16 protein-coding genes and 1 rRNA gene are annotated in these 21,555 nt (G+C 71.9%); 12 read left to right on the forward strand and 5 right to left on the reverse strand.

Features of this window, described 5'->3' with window-relative positions; translation table 11 throughout:
- Positions 1 to 93 (forward strand): 5S ribosomal RNA (gene rrf, locus ABT147_RS25970); the annotation flags it as partial.
- Between the two features lie 1,444 nt (positions 94 to 1,537).
- Positions 1,538 to 2,464: a tetratricopeptide repeat protein gene (locus ABT147_RS25980; protein ID WP_502983163.1), complete on the forward strand. Its 927-nt coding sequence runs from the start codon at positions 1,538 to 1,540 to the stop codon at positions 2,462 to 2,464.
- A gap of 102 nt (positions 2,465 to 2,566) precedes the next feature.
- Here ABT147_RS25980 and ABT147_RS25985 read toward each other — a convergent pair whose 3' ends face one another.
- The gene (locus ABT147_RS25985; protein ID WP_351410252.1) at positions 2,567 to 3,859 is read right to left on the reverse strand and encodes a DUF1015 family protein; all 1,293 of its coding nucleotides are present in this window, start codon (positions 3,857 to 3,859) and stop codon (positions 2,567 to 2,569) included.
- Between the two features lie 137 nt (positions 3,860 to 3,996).
- Here ABT147_RS25985 and ABT147_RS25990 point away from each other — a divergent pair, with 137 nt between their 5' ends.
- The 4 genes from ABT147_RS25990 to ABT147_RS26005 all read left to right on the forward strand — a co-directional run bounded on the left by ABT147_RS25990 (position 3,997) and on the right by ABT147_RS26005 (position 8,271).
- Positions 3,997 to 5,025 carry an HAD hydrolase-like protein gene (locus tag ABT147_RS25990; RefSeq protein WP_351410254.1) on the forward strand — a complete coding sequence of 343 codons (1,029 nt, stop codon included), beginning with the start codon at positions 3,997 to 3,999 and terminating at the stop codon, positions 5,023 to 5,025.
- A gap of 167 nt (positions 5,026 to 5,192) precedes the next feature.
- A complete protein-coding gene (locus tag ABT147_RS25995; protein WP_351410256.1) occupies positions 5,193 to 6,236 on the forward strand; it encodes a FecCD family ABC transporter permease in 1,044 nt (347 codons plus the stop codon).
- 11 nt (positions 6,237 to 6,247) lie between these two features.
- Entirely contained in the window at positions 6,248 to 7,351 is a 1,104-nt protein-coding gene (locus ABT147_RS26000; protein ID WP_351410258.1) for a FecCD family ABC transporter permease, read from the forward strand.
- Positions 7,348 to 8,271, forward strand: coding sequence for an ABC transporter ATP-binding protein (locus ABT147_RS26005; RefSeq protein ID WP_351410260.1), 924 nt, complete (start codon positions 7,348 to 7,350; stop codon positions 8,269 to 8,271). The genes ABT147_RS26000 and ABT147_RS26005 overlap by 4 nt, the downstream gene beginning before the upstream one ends.
- Here the strand turns inward: ABT147_RS26005 and ABT147_RS26010 are convergent.
- Positions 8,255 to 8,602 carry an SCP2 sterol-binding domain-containing protein gene (locus tag ABT147_RS26010; RefSeq protein WP_351410262.1) on the reverse strand — a complete coding sequence of 116 codons (348 nt, stop codon included), beginning with the start codon at positions 8,600 to 8,602 and terminating at the stop codon, positions 8,255 to 8,257. The genes ABT147_RS26005 and ABT147_RS26010 overlap by 17 nt on opposite strands.
- Before the next feature lie 42 nt (positions 8,603 to 8,644).
- On the opposite strand from ABT147_RS26010, the gene ABT147_RS26015 reads away from it, so the two are divergent.
- From ABT147_RS26015 to ABT147_RS26035, 5 genes are all read left to right on the forward strand, one after another.
- Complete coding sequence (locus ABT147_RS26015; RefSeq protein ID WP_351410264.1) at positions 8,645 to 8,989, forward strand: hypothetical protein; 345 nt, start codon at positions 8,645 to 8,647, stop codon at positions 8,987 to 8,989.
- A gap of 55 nt (positions 8,990 to 9,044) precedes the next feature.
- Positions 9,045 to 9,860 (forward strand): TlyA family RNA methyltransferase, encoded by an 816-nt coding sequence (locus ABT147_RS26020; protein ID WP_351410266.1) that lies wholly within the window; start codon positions 9,045 to 9,047, stop codon positions 9,858 to 9,860.
- The gene (locus ABT147_RS26025; RefSeq protein WP_351410268.1) at positions 9,857 to 10,762 is read left to right on the forward strand and encodes an NAD kinase; all 906 of its coding nucleotides are present in this window, start codon (positions 9,857 to 9,859) and stop codon (positions 10,760 to 10,762) included. The genes ABT147_RS26020 and ABT147_RS26025 overlap by 4 nt, the downstream gene beginning before the upstream one ends.
- A gap of 149 nt (positions 10,763 to 10,911) precedes the next feature.
- The gene (gene recN / locus ABT147_RS26030) at positions 10,912 to 12,654 is read left to right on the forward strand and encodes a DNA repair protein RecN (RefSeq protein WP_351410270.1); all 1,743 of its coding nucleotides are present in this window, start codon (positions 10,912 to 10,914) and stop codon (positions 12,652 to 12,654) included.
- A gap of 359 nt (positions 12,655 to 13,013) precedes the next feature.
- Positions 13,014 to 14,150 (forward strand): glycosyltransferase family 4 protein, encoded by a 1,137-nt coding sequence (locus ABT147_RS26035; protein WP_351410272.1) that lies wholly within the window; start codon positions 13,014 to 13,016, stop codon positions 14,148 to 14,150.
- A gap of 63 nt (positions 14,151 to 14,213) precedes the next feature.
- Here the strand turns inward: ABT147_RS26035 and ABT147_RS26040 are convergent, their stop codons facing one another.
- From ABT147_RS26040 to ABT147_RS26050, 3 genes are all read right to left on the reverse strand, one after another.
- Positions 14,214 to 15,863: a PucR family transcriptional regulator gene (locus tag ABT147_RS26040; RefSeq protein WP_351410274.1), complete on the reverse strand. Its 1,650-nt coding sequence runs from the start codon at positions 15,861 to 15,863 to the stop codon at positions 14,214 to 14,216.
- Positions 15,864 to 15,884: 21 nt separating this feature from the next.
- Positions 15,885 to 17,267: an FAD-binding protein gene (locus ABT147_RS26045; RefSeq protein ID WP_351410276.1), complete on the reverse strand. Its 1,383-nt coding sequence runs from the start codon at positions 17,265 to 17,267 to the stop codon at positions 15,885 to 15,887.
- 179 nt (positions 17,268 to 17,446) lie between these two features.
- Positions 17,447 to 19,249, reverse strand: coding sequence for a glycoside hydrolase family 15 protein (locus ABT147_RS26050; RefSeq protein WP_351410456.1), 1,803 nt, complete (start codon positions 19,247 to 19,249; stop codon positions 17,447 to 17,449).
- A gap of 575 nt (positions 19,250 to 19,824) precedes the next feature.
- Between ABT147_RS26050 and pyrG the strand changes: the two genes are divergently transcribed.
- A complete protein-coding gene (gene pyrG / locus ABT147_RS26055; RefSeq protein WP_351410458.1) occupies positions 19,825 to 21,483 on the forward strand; it encodes a CTP synthase in 1,659 nt (552 codons plus the stop codon).
- Positions 21,484 to 21,555 lie beyond the last annotated feature (72 nt).

Below are 21,555 nucleotides of genomic sequence, written 5' to 3' on the forward strand. Positions count from 1 at the left end.
ACGCCCGGTTACATTCCGAACCCGGAAGCTAAGCCTTACAGCGCCGATGGTACTGCAGGGGGGACCCTGTGGGAGAGTAGGACGCCGCCGAACAATCTTTGGAAAGGACCCCTGGTCCCAGCGTTCAGCTGGGACCAGGGGTCCTTTTGTTTCTAGAATGCTTGCAGTACCGAAGACAGGAGTCACCATGTCCACCAACTCTCCCGACGATCGACCGGAGCGCGACCAGCGGCGACGGGACAGTGGTGACCGTGGTGGCTATCGCGGTGGACCGCGCCGGGACAACGAGCGCCGCGACAACGACCGTGGTAGCTACGGCAGGCGCGACGACCGCGGAAGCGGCGGCCCCCGTAGCGACGACCGACGTGGTGATGACCGCGGTCGAGGTGACGACCGCGGTGGCTTCCGTCGCGATGAACGCCGTGATGACCGCGGTGGCTTCCGCCGCGACGACAGCCGTGGCGACAACCGCGGTGACCAGCGTGGCGGCGGTGGATTCCGTGGACGGGACGACCGTCGTGACGGCGACCGTGGGCCCCGTCCCGCGTTCCGACGCGACGAGCGTCCTGGCGGCACCGGGGGACCCGGCGGCTCCGGAGGCCCGCGTCGTGACGACCGCGATCGCGACCGTGGCTTCCGGCGGGACGGGGACCGGCCGGCCTTCCGCCGTGACGACCGCCGCGATGACCGCCGCGATGACCGGCGTGACGAGCGTCGCGACGGCGACCGTGGTGGCTTCGTCCGTCGCGACGACCGCCCCCCGTTCCGCCGCGACGACCGCAGGGACGACCGTAGGGACGACCGGCGCGACAGCGGTGACCGTGGCGGCTTCCGCCGGGACGACCGTGACCGGGACCGTGGGTTCCGCCGGGACGACCGCCCCGACCGTCCCGACCGCCCCGTTCGTCGTGAGGGCGACCGTCCCACGTACCGCCGTGATGACGACCGTGGTGGCTTCCGCCGCGACGACAACCGTGGCGACACCCGTGGCGGCGAGCGCACCGGCGGGTTCCGTGGGCGTGACGACCGAGGCGGCCGTGACGACCGGCGTGGGGACGACCGCGGTGGGCGTCCGCCCTTCCGCCGCGACGATCGGCGTGACGACTCCAGGCGGGACGACCGCCGGGACGGGGACCGCCCCGCGTTCCGCCGTGATGACCGCCGGGACGGGGACCGGCCGGCCTTCCGTCGCGACGATCGCCGCGATGACCGCAGGGACGACAGGCGGGACGACCGTCCCGTTCGTCGTGAGGGCGACCGTCCCACGTACCGCCGTGATGACGACCGTGGTGGCTTCCGCCGCGACGACAGCCGTGGCGACACCCGTGGTGGCGAGCGCAGCGGCGGGTTCCGTGGGCGTGACGACCGCGGCGGCCGTGACGACCGGAGCCGTGGTCCCCGGCGGGACGACCGTGGCGGTCGGCCCACCGGTGGTTTCCGTGGCCGGGACGACCGTCGGGGCGATGACCGGCGTGACGACCGGCGCGGTGGCGGATTCCGTGACGAGCGTGACCGGGACCGGGAGCCGATCAAGCGGCTGCCGATCCCCGAGGACGTCACGGGCGACGAGATCGACAAGGACGTACGCCAGGAGCTGCTGAGCCTGCCCAAGGGGCTGGCCGAGGAGGTCGCCAAGAACCTGGTGATGGTCGCCCGGCTCATCGACGAGGAGCCCGAGAGCGCCTACGGGTACTCGCGGGTGGCTCTGCGACTGGCCTCGCGCGTGGCCGCCGTACGGGAGGCCGCCGGCTTCGCCGCGTACGCGAACCAGAAGTACAGCGAGGCGCTCGCGGAGTTCCGGGCGGCCCGGCGGATGACCGGCAATGTCGACCTGTGGCCCGTCATGGCCGACTGCGAGCGTGGTCTCGGGCGGCCCGAGAAGGCGCTGGACATGGCCGGTGCGCCCGAGGTGCACAAGCTGGACAAGGCCGGTCAGGTCGAGATGCGGCTCGTGGCGGCCGGCGCCCGGCGTGACATGGACCAGCTCGACGCGGCCATCGTGACGCTGCAGAGCCCGGAGCTGGCCTCCAACTCCGTACAGCCGTGGACCGCGCGCCTGCGGTACGCGTACGCCGACGCCCTGCTCGCGAACGGGCGTGAAGGCGAGGCGCGCGAGTGGTTCGCCAAGGCTGTCGAGGCCGACAAGGACGGCAGCACGGACGCGTCGGACCGGCTCGCGGAGATGGACGGTGTCGAGTTCGTCGACGCCCTCGGCGACGACGAGGTCGACGAGGCGCCGCAGGACACGTCCCCGGTCGCGGACCACACCGCTCCCGAGGACACCGTCGAGGACAGCAAGGACCTCGACCTCGACGAGGACGAGATCGAAGACCAGCTCGAGGACGAGCTCGAAGACGAGGACGAGCTTGATGACGAGCTCGAGGACGACGACACCGACGTCCCGGACGTCAAGGATGTCCCGGACGTCAAGGCCGTCAAGGACGTCGCCGACGACAAGGACTGACGTCCGGCAGAGTCGGACACGGAGTCGGAGTCGGAGTTTGTGACAGTGAAGGGCGGGATCCCGTGCAGGGATCCCGCCCTTTCGCATGTCCGGGCAGAGTTCTCAGAGTTCCAGCGCCCGCAGCACCAGCCCCGACGCCGGCTTCGGGCCGAACGACGTGGACTTGCGGGGCATGGTGACGCCCTGGCGGGCGAGGTCGCGTACGACCTCCTCGCGGACCGGGTGCATGAGGACGGCCGTGCCGCCGTCGCGTTCGGCCTTCTCGACGGTGGCGGCCGTGTCGTGGATGTAGGCGACATGGGCCGGGGAGTCCTCGGGGATGTGCCACACCTGGTCGAGGAGGGTGGCGTGCAGGACCGTCGCGTCGAGGGTGCGCCAGGCGGCAGGGCGGTCGGCGGGGATCGTACGGGCCAGGAGATCCGGGTCCGGGCGGTCGACCAGGTGGAAGGCGCCGTCGCCCGCGAGCAGGAAGGCGTTGCCGGCGGCGGCCGCGTCCGCCAGGGACTCCAGGGCCTCGGGGAGCGGGACGTCGAGGGAGCGTACGCGGAACAGGCCGGTCAGGGCGGTGAGGGCGTCGCGGACGGGGAGTTGGTGGAGGAGGCGGTGGATCGCGCGGACGCGGAGGGGGTAGCGGGCGGTGTCCACGAGGAGGACCAGGCCGTAGTCCCAGGGGCTGGGGGAGGGGTGCTCCGCGCGGAGGCGGAGGTAGGTCGCCCAGCGGTGGTGGCCGTCGGCTATCAGGGCCTGGTGATGGGCGAGGTCCGACTGGATCTCGGCGAGGTCGGCGGGGTCGGTGACCGCCCAGAGGCGGTGGCTGAAGCCGTCCTCCGTGGTCGTGGCGAAGAGCGGGGCGCGCCGTGTGGTGCGCTCGATCACGGCTGTCGCCCCTGCCGTGGCGCCGTTGCCCCGGTAGGTGAGGAGCAGGGGCTCCATGTTGGTGGAGGTGGCGCGCATCAGGCCCGCGCGGTCCGCGATGACGTGCGGGATGACGTCCTCGTGGGGGAGGACCACGCCGGCGGTGGGCTCCGAGAGGCGCAGGGCGCCTATCAGGCCGCGCTGGAGGATGCTGCCGTCCGCCTGCTCGTAGACGTAGAGACCGGGCTCCGTGTCGGGGGCGAGGACACCGTCGGCGAGCCAGCGCCGCAGGGTGTCGGCCGCCTGTTCGTCGCGGGCGGCGGGCGTTCTGGCCTGGGGGAGTATGAGGCGGACGATGTTGTGTGGATCAGCGGATTCGAGGTGGAGCAGACCGTCCGGCCGTACGACCACGTCGTACGGCGGTGATGTCACGGCGGCCAGGCTGCCGACCCGGTCGGGGTCGTAGCGAAGCCCCCGGAACGGGGTCAGTTCGAGGCCGCTGCGCGCCGGGATCTCCTCCGCGGGACCTGCGTAGTTCATTGATGCATCGTATGGGTGTCAGTGCCGTGAGGGATGATCGGAGAAAGCGACCTAACCGATTGTTGACCGAGCGGGCGGCCAAGGGGCGACCGAGGGGCAACGGACGGACCGGTGGACCGAGCGAGGAGCGGAGTGCGATGAGCCAGGCAGTCAGGACACGGCCCGACGGGAGTGGGCAGGCCCTGAGCGAGGCGTACGACACGGCGCTGCTCGATCTGGACGGGGTGGTGTACGCGGGCGGCAGCGCGATCGCGTACGCCGTGGAGTCCCTGGGGACGGCGCGCGCGGGCGGGATGCACCTCGCGTACGTGACGAACAACGCGCTGCGGACGCCCGACACGGTGGCCGCGCATCTCACGGCGCTCGGGATACCGACCGAGGCCGGCGATGTCATCACCTCGGCGCAGGCCGTGGCCCGGCTGATCAGCGAGCAGCTGCCCGCCGGTGCGCGGGTGCTGGTCATCGGCGGTGAGGGGCTGCGGGTGGCGCTGCGTGAGCGGGGGCTGGAGCCGGTCGAGTCGGCGGACGACGATCCGGCGGCCGTGGTGCAGGGGTACGGCGGTCCCGATCTGCCCTGGGGGCGGTTCGCGGAGGCCAGCTTCGCCATCGCGCGCGGGGTGCCGTGGTTCGCGTCCAACACCGACCTGACGATTCCGAGCGCGCGGGGCATCGCACCCGGGAACGGGGCGGCGGTGCAGGTCGTCCGGATCGCGACCGGGGCCGAGCCGCAGGTGGCGGGCAAGCCGCTGCCGCCGATGCACCGGGAGACGATCCTGCGGACCGGCGCCGAGCGGCCGTTGGTGGTCGGGGACCGGCTGGACACGGACATCGAGGGCGCGTTCAACGGCGAGGTCGACTCGCTGCTCGTGCTCACCGGCGTGACCGACGGCGCGCAACTGCTGGCCGCGCCCCCGCAGCACCGGCCGACGTATGTCGACGCCGATCTGCGGGGCATGCTCACCGGACAGCCGGAGGTCGTCGAGGCGGGCGCAGGCTTCCGCTGCGGCGGCTGGACTGCGACCGCCGGCGCGGATCGGCTGGAACTGGACGGCGAGGGCGAGGCCCTGGACGGGCTGCGGGCGCTGTGCGCGGCGGCCTGGACGGCTGCCGGGGAGGGCTCGTGCGAGCTGGACGGGGGGAAGGCTCTGGCGCGGCTGGGGTTGTGAGGGTTCGGGGTACTCGGGGTACGCGGGACACCTGGTGCTGTGCGGGGCGCGTGGTTCGTGGCTCGTGCCAGCGAGCCGCCCACCGTACGGCCGGTAGGGCCCGTACGCCGTTTCGGTGTTCGCGGACGCGATCAAGCCGGAAGGGGAGGATAGGCTAACCTAACCGGGTGTTGGTCGACAGTCCTCCTGAACCGAGCGCGGAGACCGCCCCCGCGCCCCCGAACCGCCGGGCGATACGTGTCGTCGGGCTCCTCGTGTCCCTCGTGATCCTCTTCCTGGTCGCCCTGGCGAGTATCGCGATCGGTGCGAAAGAGCTGTCCTTGGAGCAGGTCTGGCACGGCCTGTTCGAGGACACGGGGACCTACGGGGACGCCGTCGTCGGAGAACGGATCTCACGCACCCTCCTCGGACTGCTCGCCGGCGCCGCGCTCGGCCTCGCCGGGGCCGTGCTCCAGGCGCTCACCCGGAACCCGCTGGCCGACCCGGGACTGCTCGGCATCAACGCGGGCGCGTCCGCGGCCGTGGTCACCGCCATCACCTACTTCGGTGTCACCTCGCTGAGCGGATATGTGTGGTTCGCGTTCGCGGGTGCCGCCGTCGTCGGGGCGCTGGTCTGGTTCCTCGGCGGCAGCCGGGGCGCGACGCCGGTACGCCTCGCGCTCGCGGGCACGGCCATCAGCGCCGCCCTCTACGGCTATCTGCAGGCCGTGATGATCATGGATGACGCGGCGCTGTCCAAGATGCGCTTCTGGACGGTCGGTTCGCTGGCCTCGGCGACCGACGAGACCATCACCCAGGTGCTGCCGTTCCTGGCCGTCGGCACGGTCGTCGCGCTGCTGCTCGCCCGGCCGCTGAACGCGATGGCCATGGGCGACGACACCGCCCGCGCGCTCGGGGCCGACCTCAACCGCACCCGGGCTCTCTCCATGGCCGCCGCCACCGTGCTCTGCGGTGCCGCGACCGCCGCCTGCGGGCCGATCGTCTTCGTCGGGCTGATGGTCCCGCACGTCGTACGGTCCTTCACCGGGCCCGACCTGCGCTGGATCCTGCCGTACGCGACCGTCCTGTCGCCCGTGCTGCTGCTCGGCGCCGATGTCCTCGGCCGCATGGTGGCGCGGCCCGCGGAGCTCCAGGTCGGCATCGTCACCGCGATCCTCGGCGGACCGGTCTTCATCTTTCTCGTACGACGGCGGAGGACGGCGCAGCTGTGAAGACGCAGGTCATGAGGAAGACGAGCAGTGCGGGGAAGACGGACGGCGCGGGGGAGGCGGAGGTCGTGAGCGAGCGCGGCGCGCGCAACCGCGCGGTCCGTACTCCCGGTGGGCTGTCGGTCCGGCTGGACGTACGGGCGTTCGTCGTCGTCGCCCTGCTGCTGGTGGCGGCGCTGACCGCGAGTGTCGTCCTGATCGGCACCGGCGACTTCCCGATCCCGGCCGGCGACGTACTGAAGACGCTGCTCGGCGACGGCGACGCGGGCCAGGAGTTCATCGTCAACGAACTGCGGCTGCCCCGGGTCCTGGTCGGGCTCCTGGTCGGGGCCGCGCTCGGACTCGGCGGGGCCCTGTTCCAGTCCATCTCCCGCAATCCGCTGGGCAGTCCGGATGTGCTCGGCCTCTCCCAGGGCGCGACCTCCGGGGCGCTGGTCGTCATCGTGCTGTTCTCCGGCAGCGCGAGCCAGGTGGCGCTCGGGGCCCTCGCCGGCGGTCTGGTCACCGGCCTCGCGATCTACGCGCTGGCGTGGAAGCGGGGCGTGCACGGCTATCGGCTGGTGCTGGTCGGTATCGGTGTCTCGGCGATCGTCACGGCGGTCAACGGCTATCTGATCACCAAGGCCGACCTCGTCGACGCGGCCCGCGCGGTCGTCTGGATGACCGGCTCCCTCAACGGCCGTGACTGGCAACAGGTCTGGCCGCTGCTGATCATGTGCGCGATCCTCGTGCCGCTGGTGCTCGGCAACGCGCGCGGGCTGCGGATGATGGAGATGGGCGACGACGTGTCGTACGCCCTCGGGGTGAGCGTCGAGCGCGTACGGCTGCTGCTGATGGTGTCGGCCGTGCTGCTCACCGCCGGAGCCACCGCCGCCGCCGGGCCGGTCAGCTTCGTCGCCCTCACCGCGCCCCAGCTCGCCAAACGGCTCACCCGCTCACCGGGCCCGAACATGGTGCCCGCGATGTGCATGGGCGCGACCCTGCTGATCGTCGCCGACTGGGCCTCGCAACGGGCGTTCGGGGCCGACCAACTGCCCGTCGGTGTCGTCACCGGCGTGCTCGGCGGCGTCTATCTGCTGTGGCTGCTGGTCACCGAGCGGAAGGCCGGGCGGATATGAACGAGAACGACAGCGCGTCGGCGCACGGACACGACAGCGCGTCGGCGCACGCGAACGACAAGAGGAGCACTGTGAACCGCCTGTCCGCCGAGAACGTCACCCTCGCCTATGACCAGCGGGTCATCGCCGAGCAGCTGTCGGTGGAGATACCCGACAACTCGTTCACCGTGATCGTCGGCCCCAACGCCTGCGGCAAGTCGACACTGCTGCGAGCCCTGTCCCGGATGCTGAAGCCGTCCCAGGGGCGGGTGCTGCTCGACGGGAACGTCATCCAGTCGATGCCCGCCAAGAAGGTCGCCCGGACGCTCGGTCTGCTGCCGCAGTCGTCGATCGCCCCCGACGGGATCACCGTCGGCGACCTCGTGGGCCGCGGCCGGTATCCGCATCAGGGGCTGCTGCGGCAGTGGTCCACCGAGGACGAGCGGATCGTCCGGGAGTCGATGGAGTCGACCGGGGTCGCCGAGCTGGCCGACCGTTACGTCGACGAGCTGTCCGGCGGCCAGCGCCAGCGCGTCTGGATCGCCATGGCGCTCGCCCAGCAGACCCCGCTGCTGCTGCTCGACGAGCCGACCACCTTCCTCGACATCCAGCACCAGATCGACGTCCTCGACCTGTGCGCCGAACTCCACGAGGAGCGGGGCCGCACCCTGGTCGCGGTGCTGCACGACCTCAACCACGCGGCCCGCTACGCCACCCACCTCATCGCCCTGCGCGGCGGCGCGGTGATCGCCGAGGGCGCCCCCGCCGAGATCGTCACGGCCGAGCTGGTCGAGGAGGTCTTCGGGCTGCGCTGCCAGGTCATCGACGACCCGGAGACGGGGACACCGCTGGTGGTGCCGGCGGCACGCAAGGCGCGCATCGGCACGGAGAAGGAGATGGCGAAGGTGATGGAGAAGGTGGCCGCTACAGAAGCTTCCTGAGCTGGAGCAGGTCCCGGAAGCCCGCCTCCAGCTTCACCCGGCCGGATCCCCAGGCCTTGGCGAAGTTCAGTTCGCCGTCGACCAGGGCCACCAGGTCGTCTCCCGTCATGGCGAGCCGGATCTGGGCCTTCTCGGTGGGCGGCCCCTGAAGGGTGTCGCGCACCTCGATCCGCCCGTCGTGCATACGGCCCACGAAGGTGACGTCGAGGTCCTTGACATGGCAGCTCACCGAGCGGTCGAGGGCCGTCGCCTCGCTCACGTGTCCTTCGGCGCCCGCCATGTTGTCCGAGAGCTTTTCGAGTGCGGCGCGGCACTCCTCAATCGTTGCCATCGCGATCGACGGTACCCCAGAGCTTCGCGGTAGCGTCTGGGCATGAGCGACTCTTTGCCCGAGGTCGAGGCCGGGGTGGAAGCAGTGGTTCCGGAGGTGGCGGCCGGGACGACCGGCGAGCCCGGCCCGTGGTCGGAGCCCCCGGTCGCCGAAGCCGAGGACGACCCCGCCGCCCCGGCCCCGCTGAACGTGCCCCGCACCGCCACCGGCCACCCCGAGGTCGACACCGCCCTCGACCGGCTGGCCGACGCCGACCACCTCGCCACCGACGGCCATGTGGAGGTGTACGAGGATGTACACCGGGGGCTGCGCGACGCGCTCACCGCGCTCGACGCCCGCCCGGGACCACCGGCTCCCACCCGTCACCCGACCACCGCCCCTCAATGAGACCCTTCGGGTCGCACCTATTGATCGCCGTACGAGAGCAGGAGCTGAACCCACCGTGGCAGGAGTCGCACGCCGCCGTCTGGACGCCGAACTGGTCCGGCGGAAGCTCGCGCGGTCGCGTGAGCACGCGAGCCAGCTGATCGCCGCCGGGCGGGTCACCGTCGGCAAGACCGTCGCGACCAAGTCCGCCACCCAGGTGGAGACCGCCGCCGCGATCGTGGTCGTGAGCGATGACAGCGACCCGGAGTACGTGTCCCGGGGCGGGCACAAGCTCGCGGGCGCCCTGGAGGTCTTCGTCCCGCAGGGGCTCGCGGTCGAGGGGCGGCGGGCGCTGGACGCCGGCGCCTCCACCGGCGGCTTCACCGACGTACTGCTGCGGGCCGGAGCCGCGCACGTCGTCGCCGTGGACGTCGGATACGGACAACTCGCGTGGACTCTTCAAAGCGATGAACGCGTCACCGTCAAGGACCGTACGAACGTACGCGAGTTGACGCTCGAAGCGATCGATGGGGAGCCTGTGGATCTTGTCGTGGGGGATCTGTCCTTCATCCCGCTCGGCCTGGTACTGCCCGCCCTGGTGCGGTGTGTGAAACCTGACGCCGATCTGGTGATGATGGTCAAGCCGCAGTTCGAGGTGGGTAAGGAGCGGCTGGGCAGTGGGGGAGTCGTACGGAGTCCGGAGCTGCGCGCCGAGGCGGTGCGCGGGGTGGCCCGGCGCGCCGGGGAACTGGGGCTCGGGGTGAAGGGTGTGACGGCCAGTCCGCTGCCCGGGCCCTCGGGCAATGTCGAGTACTTTCTGTGGCTGCGTGCCGGGGCTCCCGCACTGGACCCGGCCGACGTCGATCGAGCAGTGGCGGAGGGGCCGCGTTGACTCAGGACCGATCTCGAACTGTTTTCCTGCTCACCCACACCGGGCGGCCGGCCGCGATCCGCAGCGCCGAACTCGTCGTCAAGGGGCTGCTCCACCACGGCATCACCGTGCGGGTCCTGGAGCACGAGGCCGAGGACATCCCGGTGCCGGAGGAGGTGGAGCTCGTCAAGGAGGCCACCCCGCAGTGCCTCGACGGGTGCGAGCTGCTCATCGTCCTCGGCGGTGACGGCACGCTGCTGCGCGGCGCCGAGTTCGCCCGTGCGTCCGGGGTGCCGATGCTCGGCGTCAACCTCGGCAGCGTCGGCTTCCTCGCGGAGGCCGAGCGGGACGACCTCGACAAGGTCGTCGACCGGGTGGTGACCAAGTCCTACGAGGTCGAGGAGCGGATGACCGTCGATGTCGTCGTTCATCAGAACGGGGACATCGTCCACACGGACTGGGCGCTGAACGAGGCGGCCGTGCAGAAGGCGGGCGCCGAGAAGCTGCTCGAAGTCGTCCTGGAGATCGACGGGCGGCCGGTGACCGGGTTCGGGTGCGACGGGATCGTCCTGTCGACTCCGACCGGGTCCACGGCGTACGCGTTCTCCGCGGGCGGGCCCGTGGTGTGGCCGGAGGTCGAGGCGCTGTTGATGGTGCCGATCAGTGCGCACGCGCTGTTCGCGAAGCCGTTGGTGACGTCGCCGGATTCTGTGCTGGCGGTGGAGGTTCTGCCACACATTCCGCCGGGGGTGTTGTGGTGTGACGGGCGGCGGACCGTGGAGTTGCCGCCGGGGGCGCGGGTCGAGGTGCGGCGGGGGGCTGTGCCTGTGCGGCTGGCTCGGTTGCATCACGCGTCGTTCACCGACCGGCTGGTGGCCAAGTTCGCTTTGCCCGTTTCCGGGTGGCGGGGGGCTCGGCACTAGCGTCTCGTGGGGGATGGCGGGGACTCGTCGGCGGCCGCGGGTTCGTTGTGGTTGCTCGCGCAGTTCCCCGCGCCCCTGTAGGGCGCGCTGTCGCTCGCCGGAGTGACATTGGGACCGGGGGGCGTCGCGGTCGGCATCCTCGACCTCGTATGGTCGTGTCCGTGTTGGAGGAGATGCGGATACGGTCGCTCGGAGTCATCGACGACGCGGTGGTCGAGCTGTCGCCCGGCTTCACCGCTGTTACGGGTGAGACGGGTGCGGGCAAGACCATGGTCGTCACCAGTCTCGGCCTGCTGCTCGGCGGGCGGGCGGACCCGGCGCTCGTACGGATCGGCGCGAAGAACGCCGTCGTGGAGGGCCGGATCACCGTGCCCGAGGGCGCGGCGGCGGTCGTCCGGGCCGAGGAGGCCGGGGCCGAACTCGACGACGGGGCGCTGTTGATCAGCCGTACCGTCTCCGCAGAGGGACGGTCGCGGGCACACCTGGGCGGGCGTTCCGTCCCCGTGGGCGTGCTCGCCGAGCTGGCCGACGAGCTGGTCGCCGTGCACGGGCAGACCGACCAGCAGGGGCTGCTGAAGCTGTCCCGGCAGCGGGCGGCGCTCGACCGGTACGCGGGCGACGCGGTGGCCGTGCCGCTCACCAAGTACGGCGAGGCCTACCGGCGGCTGCGGGCCGTGGCCGGCGAACTCGACGAGATCGTCACCCGCGCCCGTGAACGGGCCCAGGAAGCCGACATGCTGCGGTACGGACTCGACGAGATCGCGGGCGTCGAGCCGCGGGCCGACGAGGACGTGGAACTGGCCGAGGAGGCCGAGCGTCTCGGGCACGCGGAGGCACTGGCGTCCGCCGCCACGGCCGCGCACGCGGCGCTCGCGGGCAACCCCGAGGACCCGGAGGGCGTGGACGCCACCACGCTCGTCGCGGGCGCACACCGGGCGCTGGAGGCCGTGCGGTCGCACGACCCGGCGCTCGCCGCGCTCGCCGAGCGGATCGGGGAGATCGGGATCCTGCTGGGCGATGTGGCGGGGGAGCTGGCGGGATACGCCGACGACCTGGACGCCGATCCGCTGCGGCTGGCGGCCGTCGAGGAGCGCAGGGCCGCGCTGAACGCGCTGACGCGGAAGTACGGCCAGGACATCGCCTCCGTGCTCTCCTGGGCCGAGCAGGGCGCCCAGCGCCTCACCGCACTCGACGGCGACGACGAGCGGATCGACGAGCTGACCGCCGAGCGGGACGCGCTGCGGGCCGAACTGGGCGGGCTCGCACAGGCCCTGACGGACGCCCGGACGGAGGCCGCCGAACGGTTCGCCGCCGCCGTCACCGCCGAGCTGGCCTCGCTCGCCATGCCGCACGCGCGCGTGTCGTTCGAGATCCGGCAGAGCGACGACCCCGAGGGCGTCGAGGTGGGCGGGCGCACGGTCGCGTACGGGCCGTCCGGTGCCGACGAGGTCGAACTGCTGCTCGCCCCGCACCCCGGTGCGCCGCCCCGGCCCATCGCCAAGGGGGCGTCCGGCGGTGAGCTGTCCCGGGTGATGCTGGCCGTCGAGGTCGTCTTCGCCGGGACGGACCCGGTGCCGACGTATCTGTTCGACGAGGTCGACGCCGGTGTCGGCGGCAAGGCGGCCGTCGAGATCGGCCGACGCCTCGCCAAGCTCGCCAAGTCCGCGCAGGTCGTGGTCGTCACCCACCTGCCCCAGGTGGCCGCCTTCGCCGACCGGCAGCTGCTGGTGGAGAAGACCAACGACGGGTCCGTGACCCGGTCCGGGGTGAAGGTCCTGGAGGGCGAGGACCGGGTGCGCGAGCTGTCACGCATGCTCGCCGGCCAGGAGGACTCCGAGACGGCACGGGCCCACGCGGAGGAACTGCTGGCGGCGGCCCGCGCGGACGCGTAGGGCGCGGCGAGGACCGCCTCATTCACCGCCTCGCTCACTGCCTCGTTCGTCGGCCGGCAGTGAACGAGGCGGTGAATTCGACGGGAATGGGTGGGGCGGGAGGTGTGCCGAGGGGCAACCTCGTGCGGGTGTTCACTCGTGTGGGTGACACTGGGTCCGGGGTTGCCCGGCCCTCCGGCGCCCGCCCCGTCCGGCTGTCCCGGAACACCCTTGCGGCCTGGCATCCTTGGACAGGTACGACGTAGCAGGACGTGTCGCGCGGACCGCACGGAAGCGCTTCGAACGGTCCATCCCCACCGCGGGTACCTTCTGTTCGTTTCTTCGTGACCGTCCGACCCCGAACCAGGAGCCCCGGCCACGTGAGTCACGTGAGCAGCCACTCACCGCACGGCCAGTCGCCGCTGCGAACCGTGCAAGTGCTCGGCGGCGGCAGCGCGGTGAGCAGCGCGCATGTGCGGTCGCTGGCGTCGGGTCTGGTCGCCCGGGGTGTGCGGGTCACCGTGTGCGCCCCCAGTGACGCGGACGGTGTGTACGACTTCACCGGCGTCGGCGCCCACCACGTCCACGTGCCCCGCAGCAGTGACCCGGCCTCGGTGGCCAGCCTGCGCAGCGTCTGCGCGGACGCCGACCTGGTGCACGCGCACGGCCTGCACGCCGGCTTCCGCGCCACCCTCGCGCTCGGTCGGCGCACCACCCCGCTCGTCGTCACCTGGCACACGCGCTCGTACGCGGAGGGGGCGCGGGCGCATCTGCTGCGGCTGCTGGAGCGCCGGGTCGCCAAGGCCGCCGCAGTGGTCCTCGGGACCTCCTCCGACCTGGTCGACCGGGCGCGCAGCCGGGGCGCGCGCGACGCCCGGCTCGCCGCCGTCGCCCTGCCCGCGCCCCGCCGGGCCGACTCCGGTGACGACCCGGACCGGGCCGCCTCCAAGGTCCGGGCCGAACTGGGCGCCACGGACCGCCCGTTGCTCATGGCCGTCGGCACACTCGACCGCCACCGGGGGTACGACACCCTGCTCGACGCCGCCCGGAAGTGGCGCGGCCTCGATCCGGCGCCGCTGGTCGTCGTCGCGGGCGAGGGCCCGCTGCGGAGCGTCCTGCAGCGGCGCATCGAGGACGAGGAACTGCCCGTACGGCTCGTCGGACGGCGCGACGACGTCTCCGAGCTGATCGCCGCCGCCGACCTCGCGCTGCTGCCCGGCGGCCCCGAGGCCCGCTCCGTCCTCGCCCAGGAGGCCCTGCACGCGCGCGTGCCGCTCGTCGCCGCCGCCGTCGGCTCGGTGCCCGATCTGGTCGGCGACGGCGCCGAACTCGTCCCGTACGGCGACGCGGAGGCGCTCGCCACGGCCGTCGTACGCCTCCTCGGCGAGCCCGCCCGCCGTGAGGCCCTGCGGGAACGGGGCATCCGGCAGGCCGCCACCTGGCCGACCGAGGACGAGACGGTGGCCCAGGTGCTCAGCGTCTACGACGAGTTGACGCAGCTGAGGCCCCTCGGCTGACGGGCAGGTGACGGGCACCGGCTCGCACACGGGCCCAGGCACGCGCTCGCGCACGGTCTCGGCTCAGGTGACGTGTCTGCGGGCCCTCAGCGCCAGGCTCAGGGCCAGGACCGCCTGGGGGTCGTCCAGGTCGGTGCCGAGCAGTTCGCCGATGCGGGCGAGGCGGTTGTAGAGGGTCTGGCGGTTGAGGTGCAGCTCGCGGGCGGTCTCCGCCTTGCGGCCGGCGTGCGCGAGATAGGTCTCCAGGGTGGGCAGCAGCGGGGGTTTGGCACGGTCGTCGTGGTCACGGAGGGGACCGATCGCGCGGTCCACGAACGCGGCCAGGTCGGGATGGTCGCGCAGCCGCCACAGCAGCAGGTCGATGTCGAGCCGCCGGGCGTCGTACCAGGGGCGGTCGGCCAGCCCCTGCGCGGCCGTCGCCGTCTCCGCCGCGTGCCGCAGACCCGCCGAGGCGGCCGCCCAGCCGCCGGGCACGCCCACGACCACCACGGGCGGCCGCCCGCCCGGCCGTTGCATCCCGGCCCGCTCCGCGCCGGCCCGCAACGCCGCCGCCACCTTGTCGGCCACCGCAGGACGCTCCGACTCCGCCCGCAGGCCCAGCAGCAGCGGTACGCGGCCCTCGACGGGGCGCACACCGAGCAGGACGGGCACCCCCACGGAGGCCAGCTCCTCGGCCACCGCGCGGGCGAGGACGGCCCACCCGCCGCCGGGGGAGAGGCCGTCGGCGAGTCGCATGACCACGGGGAGCAGGGGGCCGCCGCCCGGCTTGAAGCCGAGGACACGGGCCTGCGCGGGGGCGTCCTCGGCCTGGATACGGCCCTCGGCGAGGTCGGTGAGGAAGTCGCCGCGTCCGCGCGCCGCCAGCTCCTCCTCCTGCCGGGCCTGCATCAGGACGACGGCGAGGACACCGGCCGCCCGCTCGACGGCCATCCGGTGCACGGGGGCCAGCGGGGCGACGACGGGGAGCAGCACCAGCCGGGCCCGTACCGAGCCCGTGCCGGGGCCGCCGCCCGGTACGTCGACGATGGCCGTCCCGGCGGGCGGCGCGTCCTGATGCCGGTCGCGCAGCCCCTCCCACACCTGGAGCGGATCGGTGTCCGCGGGGCCCGTCCCGGCGGCGTACAGGAGCTGTCCGTCGGTGGTCTCCAGGAAGACCGGATTGCCGCTGAAGTCGGCCAGGATGCCGAGGACCTGCGGGATCCCGCCCCCGCCGAGCAGGGCCTCGGTACAGCGGCGGTGGACCTCCTCGGCCTGCTGGAGGAGCGCGTAGTGGCCGTTGACGATCTCGGTGTGGATCTCCTCGGTGACCGTCACGAAGGCCACCTCGCGGTGGAGTTGGACGAGCGGCAGACCGGCCGAGCGCGCCGTCTCGACGAGGGCGGCGGGGAGGCGGCTGAAGCGCGGGCCCAGTTCGACGACCAGCGCCGCGATGCCGCGCTCGGCGAGGGTACGGACGAACGCGCGCTGGTCGGCTGGGCGGGTGCCGAGCCCGTACCCGGTGGTCAGCAGCAGCTCGCCGCCCTTGAGGAGCGAGGCGATGTTCGGGACCTCGCCCGCGTGCACCCAGCGCACGGTCCGGTGCAGCCGGTCGGCGCCGGCCAGGATCTCCGGCAGCCCACCGCGCAGCCCGGGCAGCTCCAGCGCCCGCCGCACGGTGATACCGCCCTGCGCCTCGCGGCCGTCACCTGGTGCGCGGCTGTCACGGGTGTCCATGGAGCGGACGGTACCCGGTCGTCAGGCCGGCGGGATGTTGTGGTTGAAGCGGAAGACGTTGTCGGGGTCGTACTCGGTCTTCACCGCGGTCAGCCGCCGGTGGTCGTCGACGCCGTGCCCCGCCACGACCCGGTCGGCGCCCTCGTCGCCGACGAAGTTGAGGTAGACCGCGCCGGTGCTCCACGGCCGGACGTCGGCGCGGACGTCCCGCACCCACCGCAGGCACCGCTCGTCGTCCGCCCGGTCGTCCCAGATGCCGAAGGGGTGCACGGCCCACGGGGAGTTCCGGTACGGCACCGGGTAGTCGGCGGGGCCCTCGGCGATCGCACCGCCCAGCGGGAAGAGCAGATGCTGGGTGCCGGTCGGCACGGGCATCGTCCACGCGCGCGTGGCGAAGACGTCCACCAACTCGTCCGGCAGACCGGTCAGATACTCCGCCGACCAGTAGTTCCGCATGCCCGGCGGATCGTCGATCATGCACTGCACGTCCGCGTACGGCATCGCGCCGACGACCTCGGCCTCGTGCGGCAGCGCCAGCAGCGGCTGGGCGATCTTGCGCATGTCCTCCTCGGTCCCCGCGTACGTCAGCAGGACCCCGCAGGTGAGCTTGCCCACCAGATGCTCGGGCATGAACTCCTCGGGCGGGCCGGTGAGATAGAGGACGGCGCCGCTCGCCTCCGGTGGGCCGGTCTCGATGACCTCGCGGTACACCCGGATCACCTCGGGGCCGTGTTCCGGGCGGTAGAACAGCAGGGCGACGGCGAACGCGGGCAGGTCGTGCAGCCGGAGGGTGAGCGCGGTGGCCACGCCGAAGTTGCCGCCGCCGCCGTGCAGGGCCCAGAACAGGTCCGGGTTCTCCTCGGCGTTCGCACGGACCGACTGGCCGTCGGCGGTCACCAGTTCGACGTCGAGGAGGTTGTCGACGGCGAGCCCGAAGGTGCGGTCCAGCCAGCCGCTGCCGCCGCCGAGGACGAAGCCGCCCACGCCCGTGGTCGACGCCCGGCCACCCGTGGTCGCCAGGCGGTGGGGCTCGGTGGCGCGGTCGAGATGGCTCATGGTGGCGCCGCCCTGGACCCGGACGCTCATGGACCCGGGACGGACCGTGACGGCGTGCATCCGGCGCAGGTCGATGACGAGCCCGTTGTCGTTGAGAGCCATTCCGGCCACGCTGTGGCCGCCGCCGCGTACCGCGATCGGCAGGTCCAGGTCGCGGGCGAAGCGGACCGAGCGGACGACGTCGGTCTCGTCCGCGCACTGGGCGATCACGGCCGGGCGTCGGTCGATCATGGCGTTGAAGACCGTACGGGCGTCGTCGTAGCCCGGATCCACCGGGGCGAACACATCGCCGGTCAGGTCCTCGCGCAGTGCGGTGAGGGCCGTGTGCGCCTTCGAGAGGGGAGCCATGGTGAGCCGCCCCCTTTCGGTCAGGGGACAGGGCTCTTTCCAGGCTAGGCGGGGGCGGGGGACGGGGCCTGTTCTCGGGGAGGCCGGAGCAACCCGTACCAGCGAGCGCAAGCGCTTGCCGCGCGCGCCTGTTCGCGCTCCGGTCCGCCGCCGTGTGCGCCGGACCGGAGGGCGCGCGCTCAGCCGCCGTACGCCCCCGAGGCGGTCAGCCGCAGGGCCGTGTCGATGAGCGGGACGTGGCTGAAGGCCTGCGGGAAGTTGCCCACCTGGCGCTTGAGCACCGGGTCCCACTCCTCGGCGAGGAGACCCAGGTCGTTGCGGAGGGAGAGCAGCTTCTCGAAGAGCTTGCGGGCCTCGTCCACCCGGCCGATCATCGCCAGGTCGTCGGCCATCCAGAACGAGCAGGCGAGGAACGCCCCCTCGTCGCCCGGCAGCCCGTCCACGCCCTCGTCCTCACCGGAGGTCGGGTAGCGCAGGATGAAGCCGTCCGGGGTCGACAGCTCGCGCTGGATCGCCTCGATGGTGCCGATGACCCGCTTGTCGTCCGGCGGCAGGAAGCCCATCTGCGGGATCAGTAGCAGGGAGGCGTCCAGCTCCTTCGAGCCGTACGACTGTGTGAAGGTGTTGCGCTCCTTGTCGTAACCCTTCTCACACACGTCCCGGTGGATGTCGTCACGCAGCTCGCGCCACTTCTCCAGCGGGCCGTCCGCGTCACCGGACTCGATGAGCTTGATCGTGCGGTCCACGGCGACCCAGGTCATGACCTTGGAGTGCACGAAGTGGCGGCGCGGGCCGCGCACCTCCCAGATGCCCTCGTCCGGCTGGTCCCAGTGGTCCTCCAGGTAGCGGATCAGCTTCAGCTGGAGGAGGGAGGCGTAGTCGTTGCGGGCCAGGCCCGTCATATGGGCCAGGTGCAGGGCCTCGGTGACCTCGCCGTACACATCCAGCTGGAGCTGGTGCGCGGCGCCGTTGCCGACCCGGACCGGGCCCGAGTTCTCGTACCCGGGCAGCCACTCCAGTTCGGCCTCGCCCAGCTCCCGCTCACCGGCGATGCCGTACATGATCTGCAGGTTCTCCGGGTCGCCGGCGACGGCCCGCAGCAGCCACTCGCGCCAGGCGCGGGCCTCGTCGCGGTAGCCGGTGCGCAGCAGGGAGGAGAGGGTGATGGCCGCGTCGCGCAGCCAGGTGTAGCGGTAGTCCCAGTTGCGGACACCGCCGATGTGCTCCGGCAGCGAGGTGGTCGGCGCGGCGACGATGCCGCCGGTGGGGGCGTACGTCAGGGCCTTCAGCGTGATCAGCGAGCGGATCACGGCCTCGCGGTACGGGCCGTGGTACGTGCACTGCTCCACCCAGTCGTGCCAGAACTCCTCGGTGGCCCGCAGCGACGGCTCGGGCTCCGGCAGCGGCGGGGGCTGCTTGTGCGAGGGCTCCCAGGAGATCGTGAACGCGATCCGGTCGCCCGGGGTCACCGTGAAGTCGGCGTACGTGGTCAGCGCCTTGCCGTAGGTCTCGCACTCGGTGTCGAACCACACCGAGTCCGGCCCGGCGACGGCCACCGTGCGCCCCTCGTGCTTGTGCACCCAGGGCACGACCCGGCCGTACGAGAACCGCATCCGCAGCGCCGAACGCATCGGCACCCGGCCGCTGACGCCCTCCACGATCCGGATCAGCTGCGGGGCGCCGTCACGCGGTGGCATGAAGTCCGTCACACGGACCGTGCCGCGCGGGGTGTCCCACTCGGATTCCAGGATCAGCGAGTCGCCGCGGTACCGGCGGCGGGAGGCCGTCGGGGGCTGTGCGTCCGAGGCGTGCGCGGGGCCCAGTCTCCAGAATCCGTGTTCCTCGGTGCCGAGCAGTCCCGCGAAGACGGCGTGGGAGTCGAAGCGGGGCAGGCACAGCCAATCGACCGTGCCGTCCCGGCAGACCAGCGCCGCTGTCTGCATGTCTCCGATGAGTGCGTAGTCTTCGATGCGCCCGGCCACGTGCAACTCCAGTCGAACGGCCACGTCGTCGCCCCCCGAGGGGCGGTCGCTGTGCGGTGTGCGGTCAAGGGACCCGAGGGATCGGCAAAGGAACCATGTTTCCAGAGTGATCCAAGGGACGGTGTCATGCGATGTCGCTCAACGATCCTCAACGCATATGAGGCGATCGTTGCTCAACGGACTGACGAGCTCTCATGATTACCGGAGACGGGCGGGGGTGGTGCCGTCGCGGCGGCCGCGCTCGGCAGCGAGTGTCCGAAGAGGATACGACGCACCGGAGGGCTCCGCGTGCCGCTCCAGGCAACACGAGTGAGCCGAACGGGTGAGCCAAGGGTGAAGGCCGACCGAGATTCGCCGACTGTCGTACGAGGTCCGTGTCGGCCCGTGCGCGGAGCGTGGCCGGAAGCGATCGTGTTCTGTCGCTGATACCCTGGTAGCCCGTGGACCGGTGGGCGCCCCACGTCGAAGATTCGCCTGAGGGACCCCCGAACCGCAGCGAAGGCACCCCCGAGCATGAGATCGGGCGGCGGCCGACCCGCACACCGAACCGCGACCACGGGAGCCCCCAGTTGGCCATGCCGCCCGCTGCTTTTCGAAACACGACGACCAAGCACATCTTCGTCACCGGGGGTGTCGCCTCCTCGCTCGGCAAGGGTCTGACCGCCTCCAGCCTCGGCATGCTGCTCAAGGCCCGGGGCCTGCGCGTCGTGATGCAGAAGCTCGACCCCTACCTGAACGTCGACCCGGGCACGATGAACCCCTTCCAGCACGGTGAGGTGTTCGTCACCAACGACGGCGCCGAGACCGACCTGGACATCGGCCACTACGAGCGTTTCCTCGACCGCGACCTGGACGGCTCGGCCAACGTCACCACCGGCCAGGTCTACAACACGGTCATCGCCAAGGAGCGGCGCGGCGAGTACCTGGGCGACACCGTGCAGGTCATCCCGCACATCACCAACGAGATCAAGCACCGCATCCGGCGCATGGCCTCCGACGAGGTCGACGTCGTCATCACCGAGGTCGGCGGCACCGTCGGCGACATCGAGTCGCTGCCGTTCCTGGAGACCGTCCGCCAGGTCCGTCACGAGGTCGGCCGTGACAACGTCTTCGTCGTCCACATCTCGCTCCTGCCGTACATCGGGCCCTCGGGAGAGCTGAAGACGAAGCCGACGCAGCACTCGGTTGCGGCGCTGCGCAACATCGGTATTCAGCCAGATGCGATCGTTCTGCGCTGTGACCGTGAAGTTCCTGCGGCGATCAAGCGCAAGATCTCCCTGATGTGCGACGTCGACGAGGCCGCCGTGGTCGCGTGTCCCGACGCCCGCTCGATCTACGACATCCCGAAGACCGTGCACGGCGAGGGCCTGGACGCCTATGTCGTCCGCAAGCTGGACCTGCCGTTCCGCGACGTCGACTGGACGACCTGGGACGACCTGCTCGACCGCGTCCACAACCCGCTGCACGAGATCAACCTCGCGCTGGTGGGCAAGTACATCGACCTTCCCGACGCCTACCTCTCGGTCACCGAGGCGCTGCGCGCGGGCGGCTTCGCCAACAAGGCCCGCGTGAAGATCAAGTGGGTCACCTCGGACGACTGCAAGACCCCGGCCGGCGCCGCGGCCCAGCTCGCCGACGTCGACGCCATCTGCATCCCCGGCGGCTTCGGCGACCGAGGTGTCTCCGGCAAGGTCGGCGCCATCCGCTACGCCCGCGAGAACCGCATCCCGCTGCTGGGCCTCTGCCTCGGCCTGCAGTGCATCGTGATCGAGGCCGCGCGCAACCTGGCCGACATCCCGGACGCCAACTCCACCGAGTTCGACTCCGCCACCGCGCACCCGGTCATCTCCACCATGGCCGAGCAGCTCGACATCGTCGCCGGCGAGGGCGACATGGGCGGCACGATGCGGCTGGGCATGTACCCGGCCAAGCTCGCCGAGGGCTCCATCGTGCGCGAGGTGTACGACGGCAAGGAGTACGTCGAGGAGCGCCACCGTCACCGCTACGAGGTGAACAACGCCTACCGCGCTGAGCTGGAGAAGAAGGCCGGGCTGCAGTTCACCGGGACCTCGCCCGACGGCAAGCTCGTCGAGTACGTCGAGTACCCGCGCGAGGTCCACCCGTACCTGGTCGCGACCCAGGCGCACCCCGAGCTGCGCTCCCGCCCGACCCGCCCGCACCCGCTGTTCGCGGGGCTGGTGAAGGCCGCGGTGGAGCGGAAGACCGGTAAGTAAATCCGGGCCGCACGAGAGCTGTACGGTGACCGGGGTGCGCGTCTTTCGGGATGTGTGCCCCGGTTTCTTTTT

Source organism: Streptomyces sp. NPDC001868, from assembly GCF_040297125.1.
In the GTDB taxonomy this organism is placed as follows: Bacteria; Actinomycetota; Actinomycetes; order Streptomycetales; family Streptomycetaceae; genus Streptomyces.

Excerpts from the sequence above, each read along its gene's own strand:
- ABT147_RS26000 (WP_351410258.1), top strand. The coding sequence starts at position 6,248 with ATGAGGAAGACGAGCAGTGCGGGGAAGACGGACGGCGCGGGGGAGGCG.
- pyrG (WP_351410458.1), top strand. The coding sequence starts at position 19,825 with ATGCCGCCCGCTGCTTTTCGAAACACGACGACCAAGCACATCTTCGTC.
- ABT147_RS26040 (WP_351410274.1), bottom strand. The coding sequence starts at position 15,863 with ATGGACACCCGTGACAGCCGCGCACCAGGTGACGGCCGCGAGGCGCAG.
- ABT147_RS25990 (WP_351410254.1), top strand. The coding sequence starts at position 3,997 with ATGAGCCAGGCAGTCAGGACACGGCCCGACGGGAGTGGGCAGGCCCTG.
- ABT147_RS26005 (WP_351410260.1), top strand. The coding sequence starts at position 7,348 with ATGAACGAGAACGACAGCGCGTCGGCGCACGGACACGACAGCGCGTCG.
- ABT147_RS26045 (WP_351410276.1), bottom strand. The coding sequence starts at position 17,267 with ATGGCTCCCCTCTCGAAGGCGCACACGGCCCTCACCGCACTGCGCGAG.
- ABT147_RS26010 (WP_351410262.1), bottom strand. The coding sequence starts at position 8,602 with ATGGCAACGATTGAGGAGTGCCGCGCCGCACTCGAAAAGCTCTCGGAC.
- ABT147_RS25985 (WP_351410252.1), bottom strand. The coding sequence starts at position 3,859 with ATGAACTACGCAGGTCCCGCGGAGGAGATCCCGGCGCGCAGCGGCCTC.
- ABT147_RS26015 (WP_351410264.1), top strand. The coding sequence starts at position 8,645 with ATGAGCGACTCTTTGCCCGAGGTCGAGGCCGGGGTGGAAGCAGTGGTT.
- recN (WP_351410270.1), top strand. The coding sequence starts at position 10,912 with ATGGTCGTGTCCGTGTTGGAGGAGATGCGGATACGGTCGCTCGGAGTC.